The 24,680-nt window shown below is 57.7% G+C and carries 31 protein-coding genes; 16 read left to right on the top strand and 15 right to left on the bottom strand.

Annotated elements, in window-relative coordinates; all coding sequences use genetic code 11:
• The first annotated feature begins 41 nt into the window (after positions 1-41).
• Complete coding sequence (locus tag ACGHU1_RS06220) at positions 42-581, top strand: DUF2497 domain-containing protein (RefSeq protein WP_390584657.1); 540 nt, start codon at positions 42-44, stop codon at positions 579-581.
• 43 nt (positions 582-624) lie between these two features.
• On the top strand, positions 625-1,038 hold the full coding sequence (locus ACGHU1_RS06215) for a ferredoxin (RefSeq protein ID WP_390584656.1): 414 nt from the start codon (positions 625-627) through the stop codon (positions 1,036-1,038).
• Positions 1,039-1,065: 27 nt separating this feature from the next.
• Here ACGHU1_RS06215 and ACGHU1_RS06210 read toward each other — a convergent pair whose 3' ends face one another.
• Positions 1,066-1,494, bottom strand: coding sequence for a hypothetical protein (locus ACGHU1_RS06210; protein ID WP_390584653.1), 429 nt, complete (start codon positions 1,492-1,494; stop codon positions 1,066-1,068).
• Positions 1,495-1,555: 61 nt separating this feature from the next.
• Between ACGHU1_RS06210 and ACGHU1_RS06205 the strand changes: the two genes are divergently transcribed.
• Genes ACGHU1_RS06205 through xth form a run of 3 tightly spaced genes read left to right on the top strand, consistent with a single transcriptional unit; the run spans position 1,556 to position 3,220 of the window.
• Complete coding sequence (locus ACGHU1_RS06205) at positions 1,556-1,987, top strand: CBS domain-containing protein (protein WP_390584652.1); 432 nt, start codon at positions 1,556-1,558, stop codon at positions 1,985-1,987.
• A gap of 52 nt (positions 1,988-2,039) precedes the next feature.
• The gene (locus ACGHU1_RS06200; RefSeq protein WP_390584649.1) at positions 2,040-2,369 is read left to right on the top strand and encodes a HesB/IscA family protein; all 330 of its coding nucleotides are present in this window, start codon (positions 2,040-2,042) and stop codon (positions 2,367-2,369) included.
• A 38-nt stretch (positions 2,370-2,407) separates the two neighbouring features.
• The gene (gene xth / locus ACGHU1_RS06195; RefSeq protein ID WP_390584647.1) at positions 2,408-3,220 is read left to right on the top strand and encodes an exodeoxyribonuclease III; all 813 of its coding nucleotides are present in this window, start codon (positions 2,408-2,410) and stop codon (positions 3,218-3,220) included.
• Between the two features lie 79 nt (positions 3,221-3,299).
• Here xth and ACGHU1_RS06190 read toward each other — a convergent pair whose 3' ends face one another.
• From ACGHU1_RS06190 to ACGHU1_RS06145, 10 genes are all read right to left on the bottom strand, one after another.
• A complete protein-coding gene (locus ACGHU1_RS06190; protein WP_390584645.1) occupies positions 3,300-3,953 on the bottom strand; it encodes a cell wall hydrolase in 654 nt (217 codons plus the stop codon).
• A 200-nt stretch (positions 3,954-4,153) separates the two neighbouring features.
• Positions 4,154-4,495: a DUF1491 family protein gene (locus ACGHU1_RS06185; protein ID WP_390584643.1), complete on the bottom strand. Its 342-nt coding sequence runs from the start codon at positions 4,493-4,495 to the stop codon at positions 4,154-4,156.
• Complete coding sequence (locus ACGHU1_RS06180) at positions 4,492-4,983, bottom strand: PaaI family thioesterase (protein ID WP_390584641.1); 492 nt, start codon at positions 4,981-4,983, stop codon at positions 4,492-4,494. The genes ACGHU1_RS06185 and ACGHU1_RS06180 overlap by 4 nt, the downstream gene beginning before the upstream one ends.
• Complete coding sequence (locus ACGHU1_RS06175) at positions 4,973-5,434, bottom strand: PTS sugar transporter subunit IIA (RefSeq protein WP_390584639.1); 462 nt, start codon at positions 5,432-5,434, stop codon at positions 4,973-4,975. The genes ACGHU1_RS06180 and ACGHU1_RS06175 overlap by 11 nt, the downstream gene beginning before the upstream one ends.
• A 182-nt stretch (positions 5,435-5,616) precedes the next feature.
• Entirely contained in the window at positions 5,617-6,180 is a 564-nt protein-coding gene (gene hpf, locus ACGHU1_RS06170) for a ribosome hibernation-promoting factor, HPF/YfiA family (RefSeq protein ID WP_390584637.1), read from the bottom strand.
• A 63-nt stretch (positions 6,181-6,243) separates the two neighbouring features.
• Positions 6,244-6,951, bottom strand: coding sequence for a DNA polymerase III subunit epsilon (gene dnaQ / locus ACGHU1_RS06165; protein ID WP_390584635.1), 708 nt, complete (start codon positions 6,949-6,951; stop codon positions 6,244-6,246).
• A 57-nt stretch (positions 6,952-7,008) separates the two neighbouring features.
• Positions 7,009-7,614 carry a dephospho-CoA kinase gene (gene coaE / locus ACGHU1_RS06160; RefSeq protein WP_390584632.1) on the bottom strand — a complete coding sequence of 202 codons (606 nt, stop codon included), beginning with the start codon at positions 7,612-7,614 and terminating at the stop codon, positions 7,009-7,011.
• A complete protein-coding gene (gene aroE / locus ACGHU1_RS06155) occupies positions 7,611-8,468 on the bottom strand; it encodes a shikimate dehydrogenase (protein WP_390584629.1) in 858 nt (285 codons plus the stop codon). The genes coaE and aroE overlap by 4 nt, the downstream gene beginning before the upstream one ends.
• Positions 8,465-9,085, bottom strand: a complete 621-nt coding sequence (locus ACGHU1_RS06150) for a Maf family protein (protein ID WP_390584626.1) — start codon at positions 9,083-9,085, stop codon at positions 8,465-8,467. Before ACGHU1_RS06150 ends, aroE begins: the two co-directional genes overlap by 4 nt.
• A complete protein-coding gene (locus ACGHU1_RS06145; protein ID WP_390584624.1) occupies positions 9,082-9,927 on the bottom strand; it encodes a pyruvate, water dikinase regulatory protein in 846 nt (281 codons plus the stop codon). Before ACGHU1_RS06145 ends, ACGHU1_RS06150 begins: the two co-directional genes overlap by 4 nt.
• A 333-nt stretch (positions 9,928-10,260) precedes the next feature.
• On the opposite strand from ACGHU1_RS06145, the gene hemE reads away from it, so the two are divergent.
• The 4 genes from hemE to ACGHU1_RS06125 all read left to right on the top strand — a co-directional run bounded on the left by hemE (position 10,261) and on the right by ACGHU1_RS06125 (position 13,703).
• A complete protein-coding gene (gene hemE, locus ACGHU1_RS06140; protein ID WP_390584622.1) occupies positions 10,261-11,277 on the top strand; it encodes a uroporphyrinogen decarboxylase in 1,017 nt (338 codons plus the stop codon).
• A 31-nt stretch (positions 11,278-11,308) separates the two neighbouring features.
• Positions 11,309-11,752, top strand: coding sequence for a CopD family protein (locus ACGHU1_RS06135; RefSeq protein ID WP_390584621.1), 444 nt, complete (start codon positions 11,309-11,311; stop codon positions 11,750-11,752).
• A 179-nt stretch (positions 11,753-11,931) separates the two neighbouring features.
• Positions 11,932-13,197, top strand: coding sequence for a transcription termination factor Rho (rho, locus tag ACGHU1_RS06130; RefSeq protein ID WP_390584619.1), 1,266 nt, complete (start codon positions 11,932-11,934; stop codon positions 13,195-13,197).
• 113 nt (positions 13,198-13,310) lie between these two features.
• Positions 13,311-13,703, top strand: a complete 393-nt coding sequence (locus ACGHU1_RS06125; protein ID WP_390584616.1) for a BLUF domain-containing protein — start codon at positions 13,311-13,313, stop codon at positions 13,701-13,703.
• 37 nt (positions 13,704-13,740) lie between these two features.
• Here ACGHU1_RS06125 and ACGHU1_RS06120 read toward each other — a convergent pair whose 3' ends face one another.
• Complete coding sequence (locus ACGHU1_RS06120) at positions 13,741-14,451, bottom strand: dienelactone hydrolase family protein (RefSeq protein ID WP_390584613.1); 711 nt, start codon at positions 14,449-14,451, stop codon at positions 13,741-13,743.
• Positions 14,452-14,601: 150 nt separating this feature from the next.
• Between ACGHU1_RS06120 and ACGHU1_RS06115 the strand changes: the two genes are divergently transcribed.
• From ACGHU1_RS06115 to ACGHU1_RS06090, 6 genes are all read left to right on the top strand, one after another.
• A complete protein-coding gene (locus ACGHU1_RS06115; protein ID WP_390584610.1) occupies positions 14,602-14,868 on the top strand; it encodes a DUF6489 family protein in 267 nt (88 codons plus the stop codon).
• 46 nt (positions 14,869-14,914) lie between these two features.
• Positions 14,915-16,210, top strand: a complete 1,296-nt coding sequence (gene mnmE / locus ACGHU1_RS06110; RefSeq protein WP_390584608.1) for a tRNA uridine-5-carboxymethylaminomethyl(34) synthesis GTPase MnmE — start codon at positions 14,915-14,917, stop codon at positions 16,208-16,210.
• Positions 16,211-16,305: 95 nt separating this feature from the next.
• Entirely contained in the window at positions 16,306-18,171 is a 1,866-nt protein-coding gene (gene mnmG, locus ACGHU1_RS06105) for a tRNA uridine-5-carboxymethylaminomethyl(34) synthesis enzyme MnmG (RefSeq protein WP_390584606.1), read from the top strand.
• Positions 18,171-18,821 (top strand): 16S rRNA (guanine(527)-N(7))-methyltransferase RsmG, encoded by a 651-nt coding sequence (gene rsmG / locus ACGHU1_RS06100; protein WP_390584603.1) that lies wholly within the window; start codon positions 18,171-18,173, stop codon positions 18,819-18,821. Before mnmG ends, rsmG begins: the two co-directional genes overlap by 1 nt.
• 40 nt (positions 18,822-18,861) lie before the next feature.
• Positions 18,862-19,638: a ParA family protein gene (locus ACGHU1_RS06095; protein WP_390584829.1), complete on the top strand. Its 777-nt coding sequence runs from the start codon at positions 18,862-18,864 to the stop codon at positions 19,636-19,638.
• A complete protein-coding gene (locus ACGHU1_RS06090) occupies positions 19,635-20,612 on the top strand; it encodes a ParB/RepB/Spo0J family partition protein (protein ID WP_390584601.1) in 978 nt (325 codons plus the stop codon). The genes ACGHU1_RS06095 and ACGHU1_RS06090 overlap by 4 nt, the downstream gene beginning before the upstream one ends.
• Before the next feature lie 107 nt (positions 20,613-20,719).
• On the opposite strand, the gene ACGHU1_RS06085 is transcribed toward ACGHU1_RS06090, so the two are convergent.
• Together ACGHU1_RS06085 and ACGHU1_RS06080 are read right to left on the bottom strand one after the other, a co-directional pair.
• Positions 20,720-21,592, bottom strand: a complete 873-nt coding sequence (locus ACGHU1_RS06085; RefSeq protein ID WP_390584599.1) for a glycine zipper 2TM domain-containing protein — start codon at positions 21,590-21,592, stop codon at positions 20,720-20,722.
• Positions 21,593-21,758: 166 nt separating this feature from the next.
• Positions 21,759-22,256 (bottom strand): GAF domain-containing protein, encoded by a 498-nt coding sequence (locus tag ACGHU1_RS06080; RefSeq protein ID WP_390584596.1) that lies wholly within the window; start codon positions 22,254-22,256, stop codon positions 21,759-21,761.
• A gap of 75 nt (positions 22,257-22,331) precedes the next feature.
• Between ACGHU1_RS06080 and ACGHU1_RS06075 the strand changes: the two genes are divergently transcribed.
• The gene (locus ACGHU1_RS06075) at positions 22,332-23,810 is read left to right on the top strand and encodes a PQQ-dependent sugar dehydrogenase (RefSeq protein ID WP_390584593.1); all 1,479 of its coding nucleotides are present in this window, start codon (positions 22,332-22,334) and stop codon (positions 23,808-23,810) included.
• An 18-nt stretch (positions 23,811-23,828) separates the two neighbouring features.
• On the opposite strand, the gene ACGHU1_RS06070 is transcribed toward ACGHU1_RS06075, so the two are convergent.
• On the bottom strand, positions 23,829-24,671 hold the full coding sequence (locus tag ACGHU1_RS06070) for a DUF815 domain-containing protein (protein WP_390584590.1): 843 nt from the start codon (positions 24,669-24,671) through the stop codon (positions 23,829-23,831).
• Positions 24,672-24,680: the final 9 nt, after the last annotated feature.

Genomic DNA, 24,680 nt, shown 5'->3' with positions numbered 1-24,680 from the left:
CGCATTCCGATTCGGGATGGTTAACACAATCAAGGCTAAACGTGGCTCACAACAACGAAGCATCAGTCGAAGAAATTCTTGAGTCGATCAAGAAAGTGATCGCGCGAGACAATCGCGAAGGTGCGATTGAAATGCGCCGCCAGCGCGAAGAAGAGGCGGCCCGGATCGACGAGGCATCGGCCGATTTCGGCGCAGAAGAAGTGCTCGACCTGTCTGAAATGGAAATGGCAGAGGATGCCTCGGAAGGTTCAAGCGCGCAAAGCGAGGCCGACTTCATCGATCTGAACGATCATCTGGAAGAGGATGATGACGATGATGATGCCAGCACCGAAATCGATGATACACCGCTGATCGGGGAGCAGGTGCGCGGCGCGATGCAGGAAAATCTCGCTGCGCTGGCGATGCTGGCAGAACCCGGCGCGAAACCGCAGATCGTCCGCTCGGGTGAAACCTCTCTCGAAGGGCTAACCCGCGAATTGCTGCGCCCGATGCTCGCTGAATGGCTGGACCAGAACCTGCCCGGTATGGTCGAGAAAATGGTGCGCGCCGAAATCGCGCGGATCGCCGGTAAAAAAGGCTGATACGCCTCTACGCCCGCTGAGAGCGGCAAAAGGCAAAGCTGCGATGGACAATCAGGACAAACTGGCCGCCGAAACCGCGCTGGCCAAACATTACGGCGACCCGGCCAAGGGTAACGCGGTGGAACGTCACATCTTTCTGTGCGCGCTTTCCGACAAGGAGAAATGCTGCGCGCGTGAAGCGGGCGCGGTTTCGTGGCAATACCTGAAAGATCGCCTGAAAGAACGCGGTCTGGTCGGCCCCACCCGGGACGCGGATCACCCACGCGGACCCGGCGGCGGGATTCAGCGGAGCAAGGCGGACTGCCTCCAGATCTGCAAATCTGGCCCCATCGCCGTCGTCTGGCCGGACGGCGTGTGGTATCACTCATGCTCTCCCGATGTGCTCGACCGAATCATCGAAGAACACCTTGTCGGCGGCACACCGGTAGAAGAATTCAGGCTGGCGGCCCCGGAATAGGATCGCGCCGTCAGACCTCAGGCACGGTCACCGGTCCTGATCGTCATCCCTGTCACCAAACAGTTCATCGGCGCTTGGCAGATTGTTATCGACCGAATCGTCGTGGCCGGTGCCGTTGGACAGGAAGACGAGACCCATCAGCCCTCCCCCAAGCAGCATGGTGAATGAAATGCCGAGCGCGACGGCGATATAAAAATGCACCGAAATCGCGCCATTGAAGAAGAACAACACAGCAAGAGCAATCACCACAGTCGCGATCGTGACCATCATCAGAATGCGCATGATCTGACGATACCGCGCCCAAGCGTACGCAGCGGTTTCCGGATCGTCCAAAGGTGATTTCTTCGCCATTACCTCCACATGACCGTGGCCAAGACGCATTGCAATGCCCTTGGCGCTGCCAATCGCCTGCAAAGGTTCGCATATGCGGTGCATTGCACTCACGGTGACGCTCACGAGCGGATTCGCTTTTTTCGGCAAAAACTGGCATTTTGTATTTGAGAGAGGAATTTGCGCCATGACCATTGCGAAGATCATCGCCAACCGTTCATCCGCCGATATCGTTTCATGCGACGTCACCACCCCCGTGTCGGAGGCTGTTCAAATCCTCGCGGGAAAACGCATTGGCGCGCTTCCTGTGATGCGCGGCGGCAGTGTCGTGGGCATCATTTCCGAACGGGACGTGATCTATCGCCTCGCTGAAAGCGGCGGTTCCGTGCTGAACAAACCGGTCGAGGCGATCATGACTTCGCCAGCCGTTACCGTAGAGCCGGCCACCCCTATTGATGAAGCGATGGCCCTTATGACAAAACGCCGGTTCCGTCATTTTCCAGTGGTCGAAAACGGGGCGCTCGTCGCCTTTATCTCGATCGGCGACCTGGTGAAGGACAAGATTGATGCGGTCGAACAGGAAGCCGAAGCGATCCGAACCTACATCCAATCCGCCTGAGGCTGCCTTGCGCAGCCTTGTTGATTGGCGGCGCGCGCATTAGATAGATTGCATGTCCCAAACACTTACCCTGACACCTGCTGCTGCAAAGCGCGTCGCATGGATTGCGCAAAAGCAGACGAAGCCTGCAATCCTGCGCCTTTCGGTCGAGGGCGGGGGTTGTTCAGGGTTTCAGTATAAATTCGACCTTTCCGAAGGTCCGGCGGGCGATGACAGCGTCAGCGAAACTGATGGCGTGAAACTGGTGGTTGATCCCATCAGCCTCGATCTGGTCGGCGGCAGTGTTGTCGATTTTGTCGAATCGCTGGGCGGCGCTGCGTTCAAGGTTGAAAACCCCAATGCGGCCGCTGGTTGCGGATGCGGCTCCAGCTTCGGGATTTAGGTTTTACCCCAGCTGGTTTCTGGGGCACTAAGGCCCGCATGAAGATCGCCACCTACAACATCAACGGGATCAAGGCGCGGCTGCCGCGTCTTAAAGAATGGCTCGCGGAAACGCGGCCATCCGTCGCTTGCCTTCAGGAAATCAAAAGTCAGGATGAAGGCTTTCCCGCTGCCGAGTTTGAAGAGCTGGGCTATCACGCGATCTGGCACGGCCAGAAAAGCTTCAACGGGGTAGCGATCCTGACCGATGGCGAGGCTGGTTATGAACCGCCGAAAGAAATCCAGCGCGGCCTTGGCGTCGATGGGCCCAAGGAAGGCGAGGGCGAGCAATCGCGCTATCTGGAAGCGGACATCACCGACAAGGATGGGCAGACCGTTCGCACTGTGTGCATCTACCTGCCCAATGGCAATCCGCATCCTGGCCCGAAATTCAGTTACAAACTGGCCTGGATGGAGAAATTGCGCGCGCGCATGACGGAAATCTGGACCGAGGAGGTGCCAGCGCTGGTTCTGGGCGATTACAATGTGATCCCGCACGACGATGATACTTATTCGGTAAAAGCCATGGCGGCAGACGCGCTTATGCAGCCTGAAAGCCGCGCGGCGTATTTTGCGCTGCTGGCCGATGGATGGACCGATGCGGTGCGCACCCTCAACCCGCGCGGAGGCGTGTGGACCTATTGGGATTATCAGGCAGGCGCATGGCAACGCGACCATGGTTTTCGCATCGACCATATCCTGCTGTCCCCTGAAATGGCTGACCGACTAACATCGGTTGGCGTGGACCGTGAACATCGCGGACGCGAAAAGGCGAGCGATCACACGCCGGTCTGGGCAAATTTCAGCGGCTGATTGCCAATTTTATCTGACGCACCAGCAAAAAGCCCCGCCGATAAGGGCGGGGCTCAATGAATTGTCTATACAGCAGAAATCACCGGTAGAAGATGTGCGTGTCGATCTGCGCGGTGCGCTGCTTGCGATAGCTCCACTTCGGGCGAACATAGGTCGCGTGGAAATAAACCGCATCTTCGGCTTCTGATTGCCACAGGCCGTCATGGGCGATGTGCGCAATCGATTTTGCGCGTTCCCAAGCGGCTGAGGATGCCTTGATCCGCGGCATCCGGCCGTTCTTCACGAAAGAAAACTGCGCGCGCTGATAAACGACGCCGCAATAGCTGGCCGGGAACCTGCGATCTTCGGCGCGATTGATAACAACCTGCGCCACAGCGAGCTGACCGGCGAGCGGTTCGCCCCGCGATTCGAAATACACAGCCCCGGCAAGGCAGCGCATCTGCTCGCTAAGGTCGTCAGGTGCATCGACAATGCCAACCAGCTCGCGCAGCGTCTCTGCTTGCGGAGCGTCCTGCTGGGCTTCCTCGACTGGTTGAACAATCTCTTCCGAGATGAACACCGTCGGTTTGGGAATGATTTCGACCAGTTCCTGGCCGGTCTGGTCGGTTTCCTCAGCAACCGGCAAATCGGCTGCATCTTTGGCGAAAGCTCCGGCACCGTCGGCGCTGGAGAAACTTAGGCCAGCTGTCGCGATAAATGCAGCAGCAGAGAGGGTGTAAGTCTTACGACTCATCAAATTCGCTTTTTGTGCGGTGAGCGAGCTCCGACGCAGGTGAGAACCTGTTGCGATATTGCGCAAAGTAAAAGGTGGTTCGTGGTGCCTGCCGGCCGCCCCCCGGCTGCGTGCCCAGACCGCGACCGAATTGTCGTGGTAAGAGCCTGCGCACCTGGAGAGGTGGCGAGGCAAATAGTCTCACTTGAAACTATGTCAAGTTAACGGGGAAGAAGATCGACCAAGTGTTCTGTATCGGCGATATCCACCTCAAGTACCCAGATATCGGGATCCTGCGCGCTCCGCCGGGCGAGGTATTCATCAAATTCTCTAATTTTATCAGGCTCTTGAGACTTTGTACGGACGAATGAGCGCGAGCCATCTAGCTGCGGCAACCGCTCCCAAAGTGTTGCCATTTCACCACGATGCATGGTTACCAGCAGGATCGTGCCGGCGTCGCGCTCCCCTTTGGAAAGCACGGCCGCCATGCCGCCTTTCGATTCTACAAGGCGGATAATGCTGGATATTTCGAGATGCGCGGGAAGGCGGACCGGTTCGCTCATTCGGCTGCGGAATAACCGGGGAGGCTGGAAAGGGCGATGCGCGACCGCATGAATGTGCCGGTGCCGCGGCCAATCTCGTCCCCCTCGGCATCGACGAGGCGCGATTCGGCCACAAAAACCCGGCGCTTACCGCTTACCCAGCGCCCTTCGGCAACGATTTCACCAGCCCCTACAGGCTTTGTGAAGTGAAGGTTGAAACTGGTGGTGAGCAAAAACCGGTCGGTGGCCAGCGTGTTTGCCGCATAAAACGCCGCATCATCGAGCATCTTGAAATAGATCGTCCCGTGCGCCGCTCCAGCAGCGTGGAACACTTCTTCTCCAATGGTAAAGCGGATTTCGGCAAGCCCTTCGCCGGGGATTGAAAGCGATGAGGCGAATTTTTCGTTTATAGGCGCAGAGCCATACAGTCTTTCAAGCGCGCGGTGATGCAGGCCTGCGCCAGCTGCTCCGCTCGTATCGCCGGTCACCGAATCTGCCTCAGGCGGCATCGCGCAGGAATTGATTGGTCAGCAATGCAAACATCGCCTCACTATCCGGGGCATCGACGAGAGATTGCAGCATCGTTTCGTCGCGTGCGAAGCGTGAAATCGCGGCAAGCGCGTGTAGATGCGTTGCACCCGCATTCGCCGGAGAGACAAGACCAAAGAACAGGGAAACCGGCATCGCATCTGCTGATCCGAAATCGACAGGTTCCTGAACGCGCAGCAAAACGAGCGTCGGACGCTTTACCTCTGTGCTGCGGCAATGTGGAATTGCGACGCCACGGCCAAAACCGGTGCTGCCTAGTGCCTCACGCTGCTCCAACCCTTCGAGCACGTCTTCCTGGCTAAGCCCGTAAACATCGGCAAAACACTGCGAAACCTGCGCAAGTATTTGCTGTTTGTTACCCGAACGGCCGATGACAACGGCCTCGGGAAGCATGGTGATATTAACGTCCATTACGAAATCAAATCCCGGTTCACATGCGCCCGTCAGAAAGGGCGCGAGACAAAACCCAATGCACATACGTGATGCTCACCGCTGACAATGGGGCGGCGGCGCAGCTGGTGGTCTTGGGCTAGGCCAAAAAACGCTGTGTGTCCGCTTATATACGCGGACGCGTTAACAACATTTGTGTGGCCCTATTGAGGCTCAACCCAACCGATTGAGCCGTCGGCGCGGCGGTAAACCATATTATGCCGTTCTGTGCCAGCATTTTTGAAAAACAAGGCAGGCGTGTCGCGCAGATCGAGCATCATGACCGCATCTGCCACCGTGGCCGTTGGGACATCGACACTGGTTTCCGCGATAACGGGCGGCGCGTCTGCGGCGATCTCTTCTTCGGATTCCTCGACGGCAAAGATGGTATAAGCGGCTTCTTCTTCGGCGCGAGCATGGCTGGCGCGTTCGTGCCGGTCGGTAAGGCGCCGTTTATACCGGCGCAGCTGCTTTTCGATTTTGGTGGCGGCATTATCAAGCGCCTGATGCGCATCGTGGGCGCTGCCCTGCGCTTTCAGGATGGTGCCATGATTGATGTGGGAGACGATATCGCAGGAAAACGCACCGGCGGGCGCTTTGCCGAACGTCACGTGAGAGGAAATCGCCCGTTCGAAATATTTATCGACGATGCCGCCCAGCCTGTCGGTCGCATGCTCCTGCAAGGCAGTCCCGGTTTCAACCTGATGACCCGAAATCCGAATATCCATGATGCCTCGGTCTCCTTTGGTGTTGTTTAAAACCCTCACGGCTGTCCGGTCGAGGGTGAGCGTTCAACTGGCCCAAATCGCCTTGTCGATTCCGGCGACGAAATCCTTGTGACGCGCAATTTCGGCTGCGCTGGCCGCATGGGGCCGGGGTTCGCGGCGCGGTTTGAGTGTTGTGGGCGCCGCGCCAACAACACCGGGTGGCTGGCTGTTTGTTTCGGCCACATCGCCAGCCGTTTGACCGGCAAGCTCAAGCCCGATTTGCCGCCCGCCGTTCAATTCGACGTAAACCTGCGCGAGCAGCTCTGCGTCCAGCAATGCGCCGTGTTTGACCCGGTGGCTGCGATCAATGCCGTATCGGGTGCACAGCGCATCCAGCGACAATTTTGCGCCCGGATGCCGTTTGCGGGCAATCGCCACCGTATCAATCATCCGGTCCAGCGATACCGGTTCCCGGCCAATGCGTTCCAGCTCGCAATTCAAGAATCCGAAATCGAACCCGGCATTGTGCGCAACTAGCGGAGCATCACCGATAAAATCGAGCAATTCGCCAGCCGTGTCCGCAAAAAGGGGTTTGGTCGCGAGAAAAGAAGCGGAAAGGCCGTGAACAGCTTCGGCTGCCGCAGGCATATCGCGTTGGGGATTGTAATAGGCATGGAACGTGTTGCCGGTTTCAACCCGTCCCACCATCTCGACACAGCCTATTTCCACCATCCGGTCCCCCGTCTTGGGGTCTAGGCCGGTGGTTTCGGTGTCAAAAACAATCTCACGCATTTCAAGAGTTATTGACCCATGCGAGCCTTAGCGCAAGGGGCTGTGTCATCGGGAATTTTACAGATCTGCTGCTTTCTTGCGCAGCTCGCCGATCAAATCGCGCACTTGCGCCCGCGTTTGAGTCAAAGCCGTGCCCGTATCGATGACGTAATCGGCGCGCTTGCGTTTTTCTGCGTCGGGAACCTGCAACGAAAGAATATGCTTGAACTTTTCCTCGGTCATGCCGGGCCGGGCAAGAACGCGGCGGCGTTGTTCGTCCGCCGGAGCGGAAACCACGACTACCGCATCGACGGCTGCATGGCCGCTACCTTCGAATAATAGCGGAATATCGAAGACAAGGATCGGTGCAGCAGCGTTTTCTTCGAGAAATGCGCTGCGCCGCTCGCCCACGGCAGGATGCACGATTCCCTCCAGCCGGGCGAGCGCCTGCTTGTCCCCGAAAACGATTTTGCCCAGCGCGTCGCGGTCCACACCTTGCGGCCCTGTCGAGCCGGGGAATTCCGCTTCGATCCGGGCGTTCAGTTCGCCGTCCGGTCCCTGCATCGCGCGCACCGCTGCATCGGCGTCGAACACGGGGATGCCCTCCGCCTCGAACATCGCTGCGACGGTTGATTTGCCCATCCCGATAGATCCGGTCAGCCCGACGATCATTGGCCTGTTCATGACAACAGCAGCTCGCGCAATTCGGCATCGTATTCACGCGGAGGGTGAACACCGAAAAACTTCTCAAAAGCGGTCGCCGCCTGCCCGATAAGCATGGAATACCCATCAATCACAGGATGGCCGGCTGCTTTGGCACCGGTAAGAAACTCAGTTTCGGCAGGATCGGTGACGATGTCATAGGCGATGCTGCCGGGCGGCGCGTGGCTCCAATCAAATTTGAGCGGCGGAGCGCCGTTCATACCCAGCGGTGAGGCGTTGATTACCAGGTCGAGGCAATTTTCGCGGTCGTCAAAGGCAAAATCGGTCGGCTGCGCAAAATGGGGCAGGGCAACAGCATGGTGCTCGCCGCCGGGCGCAAGCTCATCCAACATGGCGCGCGCTTTATCCGGGTTGCGCCCCGTCACAACCAGCGTGAAACCGTTATCGGCCAACACTGCGATAATGGCCCGCGCTGCTCCGCCCGTGCCAATGATTCGCGCCATTCGAAACAGGTGCTGCGTTTTGAGTATCGAGAGCAGCGGTTCCAGAAATCCCGGGGCATCGGTGTTGAACCCTTTCAGCGCGCCGTTTTCCTGCCGCACCACTGTGTTCACCGCTCCCAGCCGCTCCGCGTCAGGGTCCAGATGATCAAGATGCGCCATGATTGCCTGTTTATGCGGCATAGTGACGTTGCAACCGATCCAGTTGCCATCGGTTCGCTGCCTGTCGAGATATTCCCCAAGTCCGGCAGGCTCCACATGCCGGGCCTTGTATCGCCCGGCAATACCCAGTTTCTCCAGCCAGAAACTGTGGATCAGGGGCGACTTCGAGTGTGCAATGGGATCGCCAATGACGTGGGCATAAGGCTGCGTCATGCAAGCAACACTCCCTCTTCGCGCAGCGCATCCAGCAATGGCAGTAGCGGCATGCCGAGAACCGTGAACTGATCACCTTCTATGCTTTTGAAAAGCTGCACGCCCATCGCCTCTATCCGAAAGACGCCGACGGTGGACCCGACCTCAGGCCATTCTTCGGTCAGATAATGCTGGATAAAATCCTCGGACAATTCGCGAACTTCCAGCCGGGCGAGGCTTGGCGCGGCCCATACACAGGTATCGCCCCGCACGAGCGCGGCGGCGCTGTGCAGTTTGAGCGTTTTGCCGGAGAAAAAGCGCAAATGGTCCGATGCTTCTTCGCGCGATCCCGGTTTATCGAACCTTTTACCGCCCGCGACGACTAGAGAATCGCTGCCCAAAACCAGCGCATCGGAATGCTGCGCGGCCAAGGCGGCGGCTTTGGCGACGCTTAGCGCCTCGGCTATTTCTGGCGGTGACGATTGGGACAGCCCACGTTCGATACCGCGTTCGTCGATATCGGCGGGGATCGCTTCATACGGCACGCCTGCCGCGTCCAGCATTGCGCGGCGCGATGCCGATTTTGACGCGAGTATCAGACGAGGGGCAGAATTAGGGGTAGGGGCAGGTGACATCATATAGGTTTTGCCACTCCATCGACCTGCCGGTCTTTCCGTTCGCGTTCCTGCACCAGCCGGATGATGGCGGCGGCGCTTTCCTCAATCGAGCGGCGCGTCACATCAATCACTGGCCAGCCATTATCGGCAAACATCCGTCGGGCAAACTGGATCTCGGCGCGCACCCGTTCGTCATCGACATAGGACGTCTCTGTCCCTTCGTTCAGCGATAGCAGGCGGTTGCGGCGGATTTGCACGAGCCGCTCCGGTGCGGTCGTCAGGCCAACAACAAGCGGATGGCGCAGGCGGAACAGATTGTCAGGCGGGGGGCTTTCCACCACCAGCGGAATATTGGCTGTCTTATACCCGCGATTGGCGAGGTAAATACTTGTTGGAGTTTTCGAGCTGCGCGACACTCCGGCAAGGACGATATCCGCCTGCTCCCAGTTTTCATGCCCCACGCCATCATCGTGCGCGATGGTGTACTGAATAGCATCCACCCGCCGGAAATAATCGTCATCCATTAGATGCTGGCGGCCCGGCCTGCCATGCGCCTCCTGCCCCAGTTGCGATTCCAGCGCGGCGGTCACAGAATCGAGCACAGGCACGGCGGGCAGTCCTAGATGACGGCAATGTTCCTCCAGCCGAGCCCGAGTCTCCGGGTTTACCAGTGTAAACAGCACGAGGCCCGGATTGTCCGCAAGCTCGGGGACAATCCGATCGAGGTGTTGACGTGAGCGGACCATCGGCCAGAAATGCCGGGCAACCGTGGGATCATCGAACTGGGCGAGCGCGGCTTTCGCGATCATTTCCAGCGTTTCACCGGTGGAATCGGAAACGAGGTGCAGGTTCAATCGGGTCATGGACGGGAAATTGCGCCTTTACGCCGGGCTGTGGATAGATACCGGCATAAACCACGGGACGAAACTGGCGACAAGCAGGGGAGGAAATTTCATCCTCGCTACCAGCTATTTGATCTCAGGGTTTGTCGACACGCGGCGGCCACTATCAACAGGTTGGGGAGAACGGGGATAGATTGCGCTTGACCACGAAACGCGGCAGAGTCGGTTCATGTCAAAAGCTTTTGCAAAACTGGACGAAACCGGCAGGTGCCGGTAATTCCCGCTTTCCACAGGGCCAACAGACTCCATCATCTCTTTATATAAATATAATTTTTTTAGTTTAGAGGAACACGTATGCCGGGTCCGCTACTCGACACTTTGAACGGTAAGAAACAGGATATCGCCCCGGTCTGGCTTATGCGTCAGGCAGGCCGTTATCTTCCCGAATATCGTGAGCTGCGCGCCGAAAAGGGCGGATTTCTGGAGCTTGTCTATGACAGCGAGGCTGCAGCCGAGATTACGGTGCAGCCGATCCGCCGGTTTGCGTTTGATGGCGCAATCCTGTTTTCCGATATCCTGATCGTGCCGCATGCGATGGGGCAGGGACTTGAATTTCTGGCAGGCGAAGGGCCGAAACTCAGCCCGACTTTGCTGGAAACCGAGCTTTCCTCGTTCTCGGAGAAGAAAGAGCGGTTCGATGCGGTTTATGAAACGGTGCGCCGGACACGCACACTCATTTCAGACGATGTAACGATGCTGGGCTTTGCAGGTTCACCCTGGACGGTCGCGACTTATATGATCGCAGGTCAGGGATCGAAAAATCAGGAACCTGCCCGTTTGCTCGCCTACCGCGATCCTGCGCGTATGCAGGCGATTTGTGATGCGATCAGCGATATGTCGATTGAATATCTGCGCGGACAAATTGATGCAGGGGCCGAGGCGGTCCAATTGTTTGATAGTTGGGCCGGCAGCCTAGCCCCCGATGAATTTGAACGCTGGGTGGTTGCTCCCAATGCCAAGATTACTGCCGCGATCAAGCAATCGCACCCTGACACGCCAGTAATCGGCTTTCCGAAGGGGGCAGGGGCTAAACTGCCGGCCTATGCCCGCGAAACAGGCGTTGATGCGGTCGGACTGGATGAAACGCTCGACCCGGCTTGGGCGCATGCCAGCTTGCCGGACGGGATGCCGGTGCAGGGCAATTTCGATCCGCTCCTGCTCGAGGCAGGCGGGCCGGAGCTGCCAAAGCGCGTGCGCACAATCATCGAAGCATTTGAAGATCGTCCGCATGTCTTCAATCTGGGGCATGGTATCGGCCAGTTTACGCCGATTTCGCATGTCGAGGAGCTTCTCGCTGCACTCAGGGGGTGAAACCCGTCCAATTCGGCGTTAGGGGTGCGCAATGCAGGAATTCCTTCTCTCGATCTATCTGTGGCTGAAAATCGGTCACGTCATTTTCATGGTGTTCTGGCTTGCGGGGCTGTTCATGCTGCCGCGCCAGTGCATCTACATGCTCGACCATGCGCCGGGATCGGATGGCGAGGCAAAATGGGCCGAGCGGATGGGCAAATTGCGCAAGATCATCCTGACGCCTAGTCTCATCATCGTCTGGGTGCTCGGCTTGGCCATTGCCATCGCGATCGGTGCATTCAGCGAAGGATGGCTGCACGCCAAACTCACGCTCGTCCTGATCCTCAGCGGGTATCACGGCTGGCTGGTTGCCCAGACGAAAAAGATGGCGCGCGGCGAGCGGCCACTGACTGAAAAACGCCTGCGCATGATCGGTGAAGTGCCCGGCCTGCTGCTCGTGCTGATCGTCGCGCTCGTATATCTCAAGCCGTTCTGACGATTGGTGATTGACCGCGCCGTGCGTGGTCCGTATTTCACTGTCCAATCCGGTTTGGGCCGCGCGTCCCGCGCAGCCCCGTCTGCTTTCTCCAAGCCCAGTCTTTCAATCGCGAAAGGCACCTCGTCCAAAGAGGTACTGATGGTCCGGCCAATCTGTAATTTCTGGAATATTTTCTCATGCATCTTAAAGAGTTAAAACTCAAAACTCCGGCCGAACTCGTTCAGATGGCCGAAGAACTGGGCGTCGAAGGCGCCTCGACCATGCGCCGCCAGGATTTGCTGTTCAGCATCTTGCGCGAACTGGCCGAAGACGAAGAGTACGAAGAAAAAATCATGGGCATCGGCACGATTGAAGTGCTGCAGGATGGTTTTGGCTTTCTCCGCTCGCCGCAGGCCAATTACCTCGCTGGTCCCGACGATATTTATGTCTCGCCCAACCAGATCCGCAAATGGGGTCTGCGCACCGGTGATACCGTCGAAGGGGAAATCCGCGCGCCGAGAGAAGGCGAGCGTTATTTCGCACTGACCGGCCTGACCACGGTCAATTTCGAAGATCCCGACCAGGTTCGCATGCGGACCAATTTCGATAACCTGACGCCGCTTTACCCGGATGAAAAACTGTCTCTCGACACGCTTGATCCCACGGTAAAGGACAAGTCTGCGCGGGTGATCGACATCATCTCGCCCCAGGGTAAAGGCCAGCGTGCGCTTATCGTCGCACCGCCGCGCACCGGTAAGACGGTGCTGTTGCAGAACATTGCGAAGGCTATCACCGACAACCACCCCGAGGTATTTCTGCTGGTTCTGCTGGTCGATGAACGCCCCGAGGAAGTCACGGACATGCAGCGCAGCGTTAAGGGCGAGGTGATCTCCTCAACCTTTGACGAGCCTGCAAATCGCCACGTCCAGGTCGCCGAAATGGTGATCGAGAAGGCGAAACGCCTTGTCGAGCACAAGAACGACGTGGTCATTCTGCTCGATTCCATCACCCGTCTGGGCCGCGCCTACAACACGGTCGTCCCCAGCTCGGGCAAGGTGCTGACCGGCGGTGTCGATGCCAACGCCCTCCAGCGTCCGAAGCGTTTCTTTGGCGCGGCGCGTAATATTGAGGAAGGCGGTTCGCTTTCCATCATCGCCACCGCGCTGATCGATACTGGCAGCCGGATGGACGAAGTCATTTTCGAAGAGTTCAAGGGTACGGGTAACTCTGAAATCGTGCTGGACCGCAAGGTGTCCGACAAACGCATCTTCCCGGCCCTCGATGTCGGCAAATCCGGCACGCGCAAGGAAGAGCTGCTGGTCGAAAAGGACAAGCTGTCCAAGATGTGGGTCCTGCGCCGTATCCTTATGCAGATGGGCACGATCGATGCGATGGAGTTCCTTCTCGACAAGATGAAGGATTCCAAGACCAACGAAGATTTCTTCGACACGATGAACCAGTAAGCTTATGCTTTTCTATGATAGATTTGGGCACGGCAGTCCTTGAGACTTAAGCTGGAAACCTACCATAATTGGCTTTTTAAAATTCTTGCTGCCGGAGCTAGAGCGGTTCGCCTATGCTGTATCAGTATTGTTACTTAAGCACCGCGCCCGAGCTTTCGCGCGATCAAGTCGAGGCAATCCTCGCCAGTTCTGCACGGAATAATCCGGCAAACGGCATTACGGGATTATTGGTCTATAACGGGCGCAACTTTCTCCAGATCCTTGAAGGTGAGGAGAAGGCGTTGGTGTCATTGATGGCGCGGATCGCCAAGGATCCGCGCCACACCGGCATTTCCTATCTGGACAGAAGAACGATCAAACAGCGTTCGTGCCCGGACTGGAACATGAAACGCGTTGTGATTTCGGAGGATGTCGAAAAGCGCCGCGAAATGCTCGATGCGGAGTTACCGGAGACAATGGATCCCGGGCTGCGCACAATCATCATGAACTTCGCAGTTTTGAATTAGGCCCGAAACCCAAAGACGGCGAAATCCAGCCTTTAGATCAGGCTGGCGTCTGCCCAAGATGCCCTGCGAAAAAGGCCGCGGTGCGTCCGTCCGCGATTGTCGCTGCTTCTTCATCCCGGCGCTTGCCAATTTCGGTGGCAAAACCGTGATCCAGACCGACATAATCGTGCAGAGACACCTTCGGGTGGTCATCCAACCCTGTGTGCATGGCTTTTTGCGTATCTTTATCGACAAAGCCATCCTCCGTGGGGATGTGGAGCATCAACGGGTTCGCTATCTCTTCTTTTTCCGCGAGCAGACCGTCAATTCCCACGCCGTAATAACCGACAGTCGCGTCGATATCGGTGCGCGCTGCCGTCATGAACGCGAGCCGACCGCCCAGACAATATCCCACGCACCCAACCTTCGCGATACTTTTTTCATTTCGCAGATAGTTTATGGTGGCCTGAATATCGCGGATTCCTGCGTCCTGATCAAATTTTCCCATCAGGTCGAGCGCCCGCTGAAATTCGGGTTCCACATCAGGGTCCAGCTCGACGCCTGGCTCAATCCTCCAAAACAGGTCAGGCGCAATGGCAAGGTAGCCGTCCTTCGCCAGCTTATCGCATTTTTGCCGAATGCCTTCGTTCACACCGAATATCTCCTGAATGACGACGATCGCAGCGGTTGCAGGGCTGGCCGGATGCGCGACGTAAGCATTGAAGGAGGTGGTGTTGTCTAGGGTGTGAATGGCGGTTGTTTCGCTCATATCTGATCCTCTCGGTAAGTGGATGGTTTGTGCCGCGCGATCCCGGCCTTACAATGCTCTATCTTTTGCACCTTGGCATTATCAATCGCAAATGACACAGATAGGTCGCAATACCGGGCGGATTGCGTTGCCGGGACAGGAGAATACGCCATGAAGATCAACGTCGAAGTCGATTGCACTCCCGAAGAGGCGCGCACCCTGATGGGATTGCCTGACGTAACAGAGGCCAACAGCATTTATGTCGAGAATATCTCCAAGGCAATGCAGGGCGTCAGCAACCCAGATCAACTCCAGCAATATGCCCAGGCGCTCGCACCTATGGGCCAGATGGGGCTGAAGTTGTTTCAAAGCTTCGTCGAAGGCGGCATGAAAGCGGGGCAATCGGTTGGCAAGGGATCGGGAGAGAGTGGGGACTGAGGGGGAGCCTTATCGAAATACCCTTGAAGTTACCAAAGTGTCCCACGTGAAAAAACAGACGATCTATGCGGTGTCGAGCGGTTCTCCGCCTGCGGCCATCGGTGTTATCCGCGTAAGTGGGCCGGAAGCGGGGAGCGCCCTGCGCAGGCTTGCCCGGCGGGAGGTTGAGCCAAGACGCGCTAGCTTGGGCAAGTTGCGAGACCGTGAGGGTAGGGTGCTCGACAGCGCGCTGCTGCTCTGGTTTCCCGGTCCGCACACAGCAACAGGCGAAGATCTGGTAGAACTGCATTGTCACGGGGGCAAAGCCGTTCTTGCAGCGGTGCAAGACGCGTTGTCGTGCTTCGATGGCCTGCGCCCGGCGGAGCCTGGAGAGTTTACCCGCCGAGCGTTCGCCAATGGCCGGATTGATCTGGCCGAATCAGAAGGCTTGGCCGATTTGCTGTCTGCCGAGACCGAGCTTCAGCGTGCTGCGGCGATGGCGAATGCGAGTGGGGCCTTGTCCCGGCAGGTGGAGGGCTGGCGCGATGAAGCTCTGCGTCTTTCTGCCCAGATTGAAGCTGTGCTTGATTTTTCGGACGAGGACGATGTCGAAGCGCTTCCTGCAGAATTCGGTGAGGCAGTGGCTGCTTTGGAGAATGACATCGCTATCTGGCTGGCTCGGCCGCGTGCCGAGGCGCTGGGGCAGGGGATACGTGTGGTGCTCGCCGGACCGCCCAATGCGGGCAAATCGACACTATTCAATGCATTGGTCGAGAGCGAAGCTGCAATCACATCGCCGATTGCGGGGACGACGCGTGACGTGATTGAACGCTCTGTCGATATTTCTGGGGTGCCGTTTACCTTCATCGATACTGCCGGTCTTCGTGATCTTGAGACGGTCGAAGATGGGGATCCGATTGAGGCCATCGGGATTGATCGGGCCAGAACAGCTGTAAAGGGGGCGCAAACTGTTCTCTGGCTGGGTGACGAGGGGGCGGGGCCGGCGGATTCATGGGAGATCGCGGCGAAAAGCGATTCTGATAGCTTCACGCCTAAGGCTGCGGACGGAGCGTTCAATGTTTCGGCCGATACAGGCGATGGGCTAGAACGTTTAAAGGGCCAACTTGTCGAAGCTGCACGAGCAATGCTGCCACCGCCATCTCAAGCCGTACTTAACGAGCGTCAACATCGCCGTTTGGCTGAGGCCGGCGAGGCTCTTGGCGCAATTGCCAGCCTTCGCGACCCACTGCTTATCGGTGAGGAGCTACGGAATGTGCGGGTTGCCTTTGATCGGCTTATCGGGCGGACCACTACAGAAGACATGCTGGACGCGCTGTTTGGGCGGTTTTGCATCGGTAAATAGTCTTGCTGTGCGATAGTGTTTCACGTGAAACATTGTGTTCTGTTGTCGCCAATCAGGTTTTGACGATTCCGCGCGAAATCACTATCTGGCCTTCTATGCATAAATTCGATGTCCTTGTGATCGGCGGCGGTCATGCCGGTGTGGAAGCCGCCTGTGCCGCGGCACGCATGGGTGTGCAGACCGGTCTGGTCAGCTTTGATCTCGATGCGGTCGGGGCGATGAGCTGTAATCCTGCGATTGGCGGTCTGGGGAAGGGGCATCTAGTCCGCGAGGTCGATGCGCTAGACGGAGTAATCGGTCGCGCAGCGGATGCAGGCGCCATCCATTACCGGATGCTCAACCGTTCGAAAGGAAGTGCTGTCTGGGGTCCGAGGGTCCAAGCCGACCGCGTGCTCTTTAAAGCGGCGGTCCAGTCAATCGTTCGTTCTCAGGCAAATCTTCAACTGATCGAAGGTGAAGTAGCTGCGCTCGTTATGGATGGAGAGCGGATTGGCGGTCTGGAACTATCCGATGGCACAATTTTACATGCTGGGCGGGTAATTCTGTGTACCGGAACCTTCCTTGGCGGCGTTCTGTACCGGGGCGAAGAGCGTTTCGAAGGCGGGCGTATTGGCGAAAATGCGGCCACGAGATTGGCAGAACAGCTCCGAGGTGCCGAATTGCCGATGGCGCGGTTAAAAACCGGCACACCGCCACGACTGGATGGAAGGACCATCGATTGGGCGGTTTTACCGGAACAGGCTTCTGATGGAGAGGCATGGACAATGTCTCCCATCACGAAAGTGCGCCCGAACCCTGAGGTGTTTTGTGCCATCACACGCACAACACAGGCGTCGCACGATGTTATTCGCGCAAATCTGGATCGTTCGCCGCTGTTTTCTGGTGCGATAGGCGCTGCAGGGCCGCGTTATTGCCCTTCCATCGAGGATAAAATCCATCGGTTTGGTGACAGGGATGGGCATCAGGTATTCCTGGAGCCGGAAGGTCTCGGCACTCACATGGTTTATCCCAACGGGATAAGCACGTCCTTGCCGGTCGATGTGCAGGAGAAAATGCTCCGGGCAATGCCTGGGCTTGCCGATGTTAAGATGGTCGTTCCCGGCTATGCAGTCGAGTATGACCACATCGATCCGCGCGCTCTGACCAGCGATTTGCAGGTTCGCGCCATACCCGGTCTTTATTGCGCCGGTCAGATCAACGGAACGACTGGCTATGAAGAAGCCGCAGCACAGGGTCTGGTCGCCGGACTTGAGGCGGCTGCTGCCGTTAAGGGGGCTCAGGCTCCTGAACTTGATAGAGCCAATTCCTATATCGCAGTCATGCTCGACGATCTGACGTTGCAGGGTGTGACGGAGCCTTATCGGATGCTGACGTCGCGTGCGGAATATCGCCTGCGGTTACGCGCGAACAATGCTTCGACGAGGTTGACGGCACTCGGGATCGCAGCAGGCTGCGTTGGTCAAGATCGGCTGGACTGGTTCAACAAACGCGAAGGGATACGGCACGATCTCGCTGCCGCGTTGGAGATCACAATTAACGCACGTGAACTTGCGGATGCGGGTTACATTGTAAAGCGCGATGCAGGAGATAAACCTCTATCCGAATGGCTGCGCCACGAAGGGATCGATCTGGCGGCGCTGGAGCTTTGGCTACCAGATGGCCTTAATCTGGATGCGCAGATTACGGAAGAAGTCGCCGAAGATGCGGCGTACGCCCCTTATCTGGCGCGGCAAGAGGCCGAATTGAGGGATTTGCGGGCCAGCGAGCAATTGATGCTGCCTTGCGATTTTCCGTATTCAGAGGTGCCGGGACTTTCAAACGAGATGGTCGAGCGGCTGACTAAGTCTGCGCCATCGACCTTGGCAGCAGCCGGGCGGGTTGCAGGCGTAACACCTGCCGCGCTGTCAGCGTTGTTGGTGCATGCACGCCGGTATCAGCAGTCCGAACAGTTCGCTGCGTAATGGACGCTCGACGGTTAGACGGAGAAGATGAAGCCCAGATCTATGTCGAGGGTTGGGGTGATAAGCTCGCAATGGACCGGCTCAACCGATTCATCGGATTGCTTCTGGATGAAAACAAACGGCAAAATTTGGTCAGCAAACCTTCCGTGGCGCATATGTGGAAGCGTCATATTGCAGATAGCGCCCAATTGCTAAGGTTTGTTTCATGTGAAACATCCGAATTGACCAAGCGCGGGCCGTGGCTTGATCTTGGCACTGGCGCTGGCTTGCCGGGGCTCGTTATCGCGATCCTGAGGCCCGATTTGCCGGTAAAACTGGTCGAATCGCGGGCGCGGCGCGTCGAATTTCTCGCCCACTGCATCGAAGAGCTGGACCTTAAGCAGTGCACAGTGCTTGGTGAGCGTCTGGAGCGGGTTGAACCATTCGAAGCCAGTGTCATTTCGGCACGCGCTTTTGCCCCGTTGGAGAAACTCGTCCGGTTATCCGCACCCTTCTCCACAAAAGGGACGACCTACCTCTTGCCGAAGGGCCGCTCGGCGGCGCACGAATTAAATGAGCAAAAAGCGTCGATTCGAAGAATGTTTCACGTGGAACAATCATTGACCGATGACGATGCAGGTATCATCGTGAGTGCACATACGCGCGATTAGCGCAAATCGCTCTGAAAAGCGGCTAATGAGGACCAAAACCATGCTGACGATTGCAATCGCAAACCAAAAGGGCGGTGTTGGCAAAACCACGACCGCCATCAACATGGCCACCGCAATGGCAGCAACGGGCTGGCGCACCCTGTTAGTTGACCTCGACCCGCAAGGAAATGCCTCGACCGGTATGGGAGTCAGTGCGGCCTCTCGCGGGCTATCCAGCTACGATTTGCTCGTAAATGAGGTGCCGCTGGCTGAGACAATTGTCGAAACGACGATTCCGGGGCTCGACATTGTGCCAGCGACCCAGGATCTTAGCGGTGCGGAGATTGAGCTTGTCTCAGTTGAGGAACGCACCGCGCGTCTACAGCAGGCGCTGGGTGAGCATTTCGGCCATGACATATGTTTTATCGATTGCCCACCGTCACTTGGCCTTTTGACGCTGAATGCCCTTTGTGCGGCGGATACTCTGCTTGTTCCTCTGCAATGCGAATTTTTTGCACTGGAAGGGCTGAGCCAGCTTTTACAGACCGTTGAACGGATACAGCAGCGTTTCAATCCTTCGCTGGATATTATCGGTGTGGCCTTGACGATGCACGATCGCCGCAATCGCTTGACCGATCAAGTTTCCGACGATGTTCGCGATTGTCTTGGAAATCTGGTGTTTGACACTGTCATTCCGCGCAATGTCCGCCTTTCCGAGGCGCCAAGTCACGGGCTTCCGGCTCTTGTATATGACCACTCCTGTACCGGTAGCCGCGCATATATTGCATTGGCGCGCGAGCTAATCGGTCGATTTCCGCCCGAAAGGCAGGCAGCATGAACAAGAATTCCGATCCAATCCGTTTTTCCGTGCCCCAACGTGATCCTGCCGACAAGCAGAAGAAAGGCCTTGGTAAGGGCTTGGGCGCGCTTCTCGGAGAGAGTAAACGTGAAGAACCGCTGGTTCGCGTTGGGAGTTCTGACGCTGCCGCTGATGCAGCAAACAATAGTCCGTCACCTTTGAAATCATTGTCGGTTGCGTCGATCAGCCCGCTGCCAGGCAATCCTCGCAAGCATTTCGATGAGGGTGCGCTCGACGAACTGGCAGCCTCAATAGCGAAACGGGGCGTAATCCAGCCAATCATCGTCCGGCCCAAATCCAACGGCAAGTATGAGCTGGTTGCTGGTGAGCGCCGTTGGCGCGCTGCACAAAGAGCGCGTCTGCATGAAATCCCAGCTTTGGTGCGCGAACTGGATGACCGCGAGGTTATGGCGCTTGCCCTAATTGAAAACCTCCAGCGCGAAGACCTCAATCCGGTCGAGGAAGCGCGGGCTTATCAAAGGCTTGCCGACCAAGAGGGCATGACCCAGGCTGAAATAGCGCGCATGGTTGAAAAATCGCGCAGCCACGTCGCAAATATCCAGCGACTGCTTGGTCTCCCCGGCGCAGTGCTTGATCTCGTGGAGGGTGGGAAACTGTCCATGGGACATGCGCGGGCACTAATCGGTCACGAGGACGCAGCCACGATCGCCAAGCGGGCGGTGAATGACAATCTCTCGGTCCGAGAGATCGAAAAGATGGTCCGCAAAGTTGCCAAAAGTGTGAAGGGAACTACGCCAACCTCTGATGAAGGAGACGGCGGGGCAAACAATGCCGATATCGCTGCGGTGCAAAATCACCTCGAAGAATTTCTCGGACTGCCGGTACGCATTAAAGCGGATGCCGATCCGCGCACTGGTTCGATTTCGATCCGCTATGCGTCGCTCGACCAGCTTGATCTGGTATGCCAGCGCCTGACCGGCGGAGACTTTTGAGCTAGCATTAAAGCTAGCGCGCCATATGTGACGTGTTCCGACAGCGAGTAAAGAGTCGTGCGGCGCAACTTTGCCGGCGGCGCAACTAAAACGCCTTATCGGACACTCTATTCCGGCGCTGTATCATAAGGCGGTATTTCTACACGGCGAGGGCCATCGATAGTCCGGGAGGAACCGGGCACTTCGTATGTCTCCTCTCGAATGGTTTCGCGGACAATCACGCGCTGCGGTTGTTCATATCGCACAGGCACATAAATCATTTGCTGCTGCGGAGTGTAAGTATAGCCGGGCGCATACCCATATGTCGGCTGCGGCGCATATGACGGACTACCATATGCAGGAGCGGGAATGGTGCGACTTCCAATGCGCTTCGGACCGGGGCCGTATTGTGAGAGGTAGCTGTCAAGCGCCGCCTCGCAATCATACGCATCATCTTTTTTACCGCCACCGATCAAATTACCGAGCAGAAACCCGCCTAGTCCGCCTGTCGCACCTCCGATCAATGTGCCCGCAAGCCGATCTCCGTCAGCGATGCGGTTGCCGATCAAACCGCCCGTAAACGCGCCCAGCAGCCCGCCGATAATGCCGCCTTTTTCATCTTCGGATCGGCCGTTGGTGCGCCGGTTGCATTCCTCGACCCACTGATCGCGTTCGAACACGGCAGTAGCTGGTGCGTACGCGGTGTTTTCGTAGCCTGTTGGCCCGTAACTGGAGGCATCGCCGGGTGAACGATATCGCCGGACGGGGTATGAACGCTCAATCCGGCGCGTGCGCACAATTGTTTCGACCCCCGCATCGTTCGTGACTGTCTCTGTCACCGTGTCCTGCACGGGCGCGGATCGATATTCAGCCGGAAGCTGAGCAATCTCGGTGTCACTCATCACCTCGCCAGTCTGCGCAAAAGCGATAGCCGGTGACCCAAGTGCGCAGAGAAACGCGAGCGAACTGGCGTACTTACGAAACGATATAGACAAACCCATTAGAAAATCCCCCGGATGGCAACAGCGTGCGAGCGCCCTTGTGAATCGCAAGATTCGCAGAAAGCCCTGTTAAAACCGCTTTTACCACCGTGGCCGGGGACTGAGAAATTCAGGCGGGCGCCATGTCTCGTTTCGGGGCGATTGCGCGCCGCTCGATTGTCGATCCCTAGATGCGATCTGAAATGATTGCCGCGAGCCGCTCAATCCCATCGGCATCCGCCTGAGTGAAACGTGCAGGTGATGGGCTATCGAGATCGATGACCGCCACAACGCTGCTCTGCCGCATGACCGGCACGACAAGCTCGGAACGACTGGCAGCATCGCAAGCGATATGGCCGGGAAAGGCGTGGACATCCTCGACGAGCTGGGTTTGCCCATGTGAAGCTGCGGCGCCGCAAACACCCGTGCCTAGCGGAATTCGGATGCAGGCGGGGCGGCCAACAAATGGCCCGAGCACCAGCTCGTCCGAACCCAATTTCGACGGCGCGATACGGTAAAATCCGGCCCAATTAAGATCCGGGATAAACTCCCACATCAAGGCTGCGACATTCGCCATATTTGCCACCGCATCAGGCTCATCCGCAGTCAAAGCGTCTGCGGCTTCGCAAAGCTGGCGGTATCGTTCAACCGGTTCAAGCGCCGCATCCGGTGCGAAATCGTACATAAACACTCCTTGCAGCGCAGGCCATTTGCGCTTCCGCTGTTGCCGCCAGCGCATCGCGCCTGTATTTCGCAAGACATGGCTATTCTTCGCAAACTTGCAATCGCTCTCATCGTTTTGATCGCCGTTCTGGGCATCGCATTTTATGTTCTGTCGCGCGGAGACACCGCGACCTTGTCGGTCGATGAAGTTGCCGGGACCGAACCGACGCTGGAGGAGCCTGATCCGGAGAGTTTTCCGACGGTCCAGATTGCTGAGCCCGTCGGATGGGAAGACGGCGATCTGCCAACTGCGCCAGATGGGCTAACCGTCAATCGCTTTGCCGAAGGACTGGACCATCCTCGGGTCCTTTACGCGCTTCCCAATGGGGATATTTTGGTTACGCTGACCCGCGCGCCGAAAGTGGACGACGCCGGAGACGGCTTCATGGACACAATTCGCGGGTGGGTGGCATCCTACCTGTTTTCCGAAGCGGGCGCGGCTGGCGATTCGGCGAACCAGATCGTGCTGCTGCGTGATGCAGATGGTGACGGAACAGCGGAAATACAGACTGTTATTCGCGAAGAGGGTCTCGATTCCCCCTCTGGCATGAGCTGGAATGACGGCACTCTTTACGTTGCCAACCACAATGCCGTTCTCGCTTTCGATTACGAACTGGGCGGTGATGCGGTGAACGGTGAAGGGCGCAAACTGATGGATTTGCCGCCCGGCGGCGGGCACTGGATGCGGAACATGGAGATCGACCCAAACGGTGAGGCACTTTATATAGCCGTAGGCTCCGTAAGCAATATCGGCGAAAGCGGCATGGAAATCGAAACCGGCCGCGCAATGATATGGGAATACAACCTGCTCACTGATCGCCAGCGCCAGTTTGCGGTTGGCCTCCGTAACCCCAACGGTATGGATTTCAGCCCGTGGTCGGGAGAGCTTTGGACCACCGTGAATGAGCGGGACATGCTTGGTTCTGACCTGGTGCCCGATTACCTGACCAACGTCCCCATCGGGGCGCAATATGGCTGGCCGTGGCTTTATTATAAGAACAACATTGACCGCCGGGTCGAGGCACCGATGCCCGCGTTCCTGATGGAATACACCCGCAACCCGGTCTACGCCGTCGGCCCGCATGTCGCGGCACTCGGGCTTGTCTTTACAAAAGATGGGCACATGATGGGCGAAGAATTTGGCAACGGCGCATTCATCGCGCGCCACGGATCGTGGAACCGCAAGCCGCCGTCGGGATACGACGTGGTCTATGTCGATTTTGATGAGCGCGGAAATCCGGTCGGAAAACCGGTTGAGCTGCTGGGCGGGTTCCTGAACGACGATGGCACGACCAAAGGGCGTCCGACTTGGGTTGAGTGGGCCGGTGACGGGTCTTTGCTCGTCTCTGATGACACGGCGGGTATTATCTGGCGCGCTGTTTCACCGAATGCTGAGCCGGGCGCGGCACCCGAACGGCTCAGCGGTGAAGCATTGCCGCCCCAGCGCGAATTGCGCGATCCCAGGGCGACATTTGAAGAGGATTACCTTCGCAGGCAGGGCGGGCAAGCACAGTAAGGCGCGTTGGGTAGCGAATTACAGAGCGATCCCAGCGCGGCCTGCCAGTTCCACCACGAACTGCAACGCAGTCCGGCCCGAACGCTGTCCCCTACGCGATGCCCATTCCAGCGCGTCTGCGTCTGTGAAATCGAGGCCAAGTGGATCAGTATAGCCGCGCACTATTTTGAGATAATCGCTTTGGTCGCATGGGTGAAATCCGACTGAAAGTCCGAAGCGATCCGCCAGCGCAAGCTTGTCATCCACCGCATCGCGGGGGTTCAGCGCGGCATCGCCGCTATCGGGATCTTGCTCTGACGCTTGCCGGGCGAGGATCGCTCTTCTGTTCGCGGTGACTGCCAGACGGCAATTGGAGGATCGCGCCTCGACCCCGCCTTCGAGCCAGCTTCTTAGCCTGCGCGGACCGACCGCATCGTTATCGGCGAAACCCAGATCGTCGATGAAGATCACGAATTTGCGCTCTGCTGCCGACAGGCTCTCAAACAGGCGCGGCAGGGTATCAAGCGCATCGGGTGCGATCTGCACCAGTCCCAGCGCACCGGGCGCACCATCCTGAACCTGCTTTACCGCAGCGCGCAGCAATGCGGATTTGCCCATGCCCCGCGCGCCCCATAACAGCATGTCATGCGCCGCACTGCCGGTGGCAAGCCGCGCGACATTGTCATGCACCCGCGTTTTCTGATCGTCGATTCCGCGCAATAGCGACAGCGGCAAGGCTGTCAGATCGCCCACCTCGCGCGCGCCAGACCCTTCCCACACATAGGCGGGCGCAGAGAGCCAATTGGTCGCGGGCGGGGCAGAGGGCGCGAGCCGTTCAAGCGCATTGGCAATACGCTCCAGCGGATCACGCCCCTTGTTCATTTGCGCTGG

It is taken from the genome of Erythrobacter sp. MTPC3, assembly GCF_042854385.1.
Classification (GTDB): Bacteria; Pseudomonadota; Alphaproteobacteria; order Sphingomonadales; family Sphingomonadaceae; genus Erythrobacter.
This window is presented reverse-complemented; position numbering and strand designations above follow the sequence as displayed.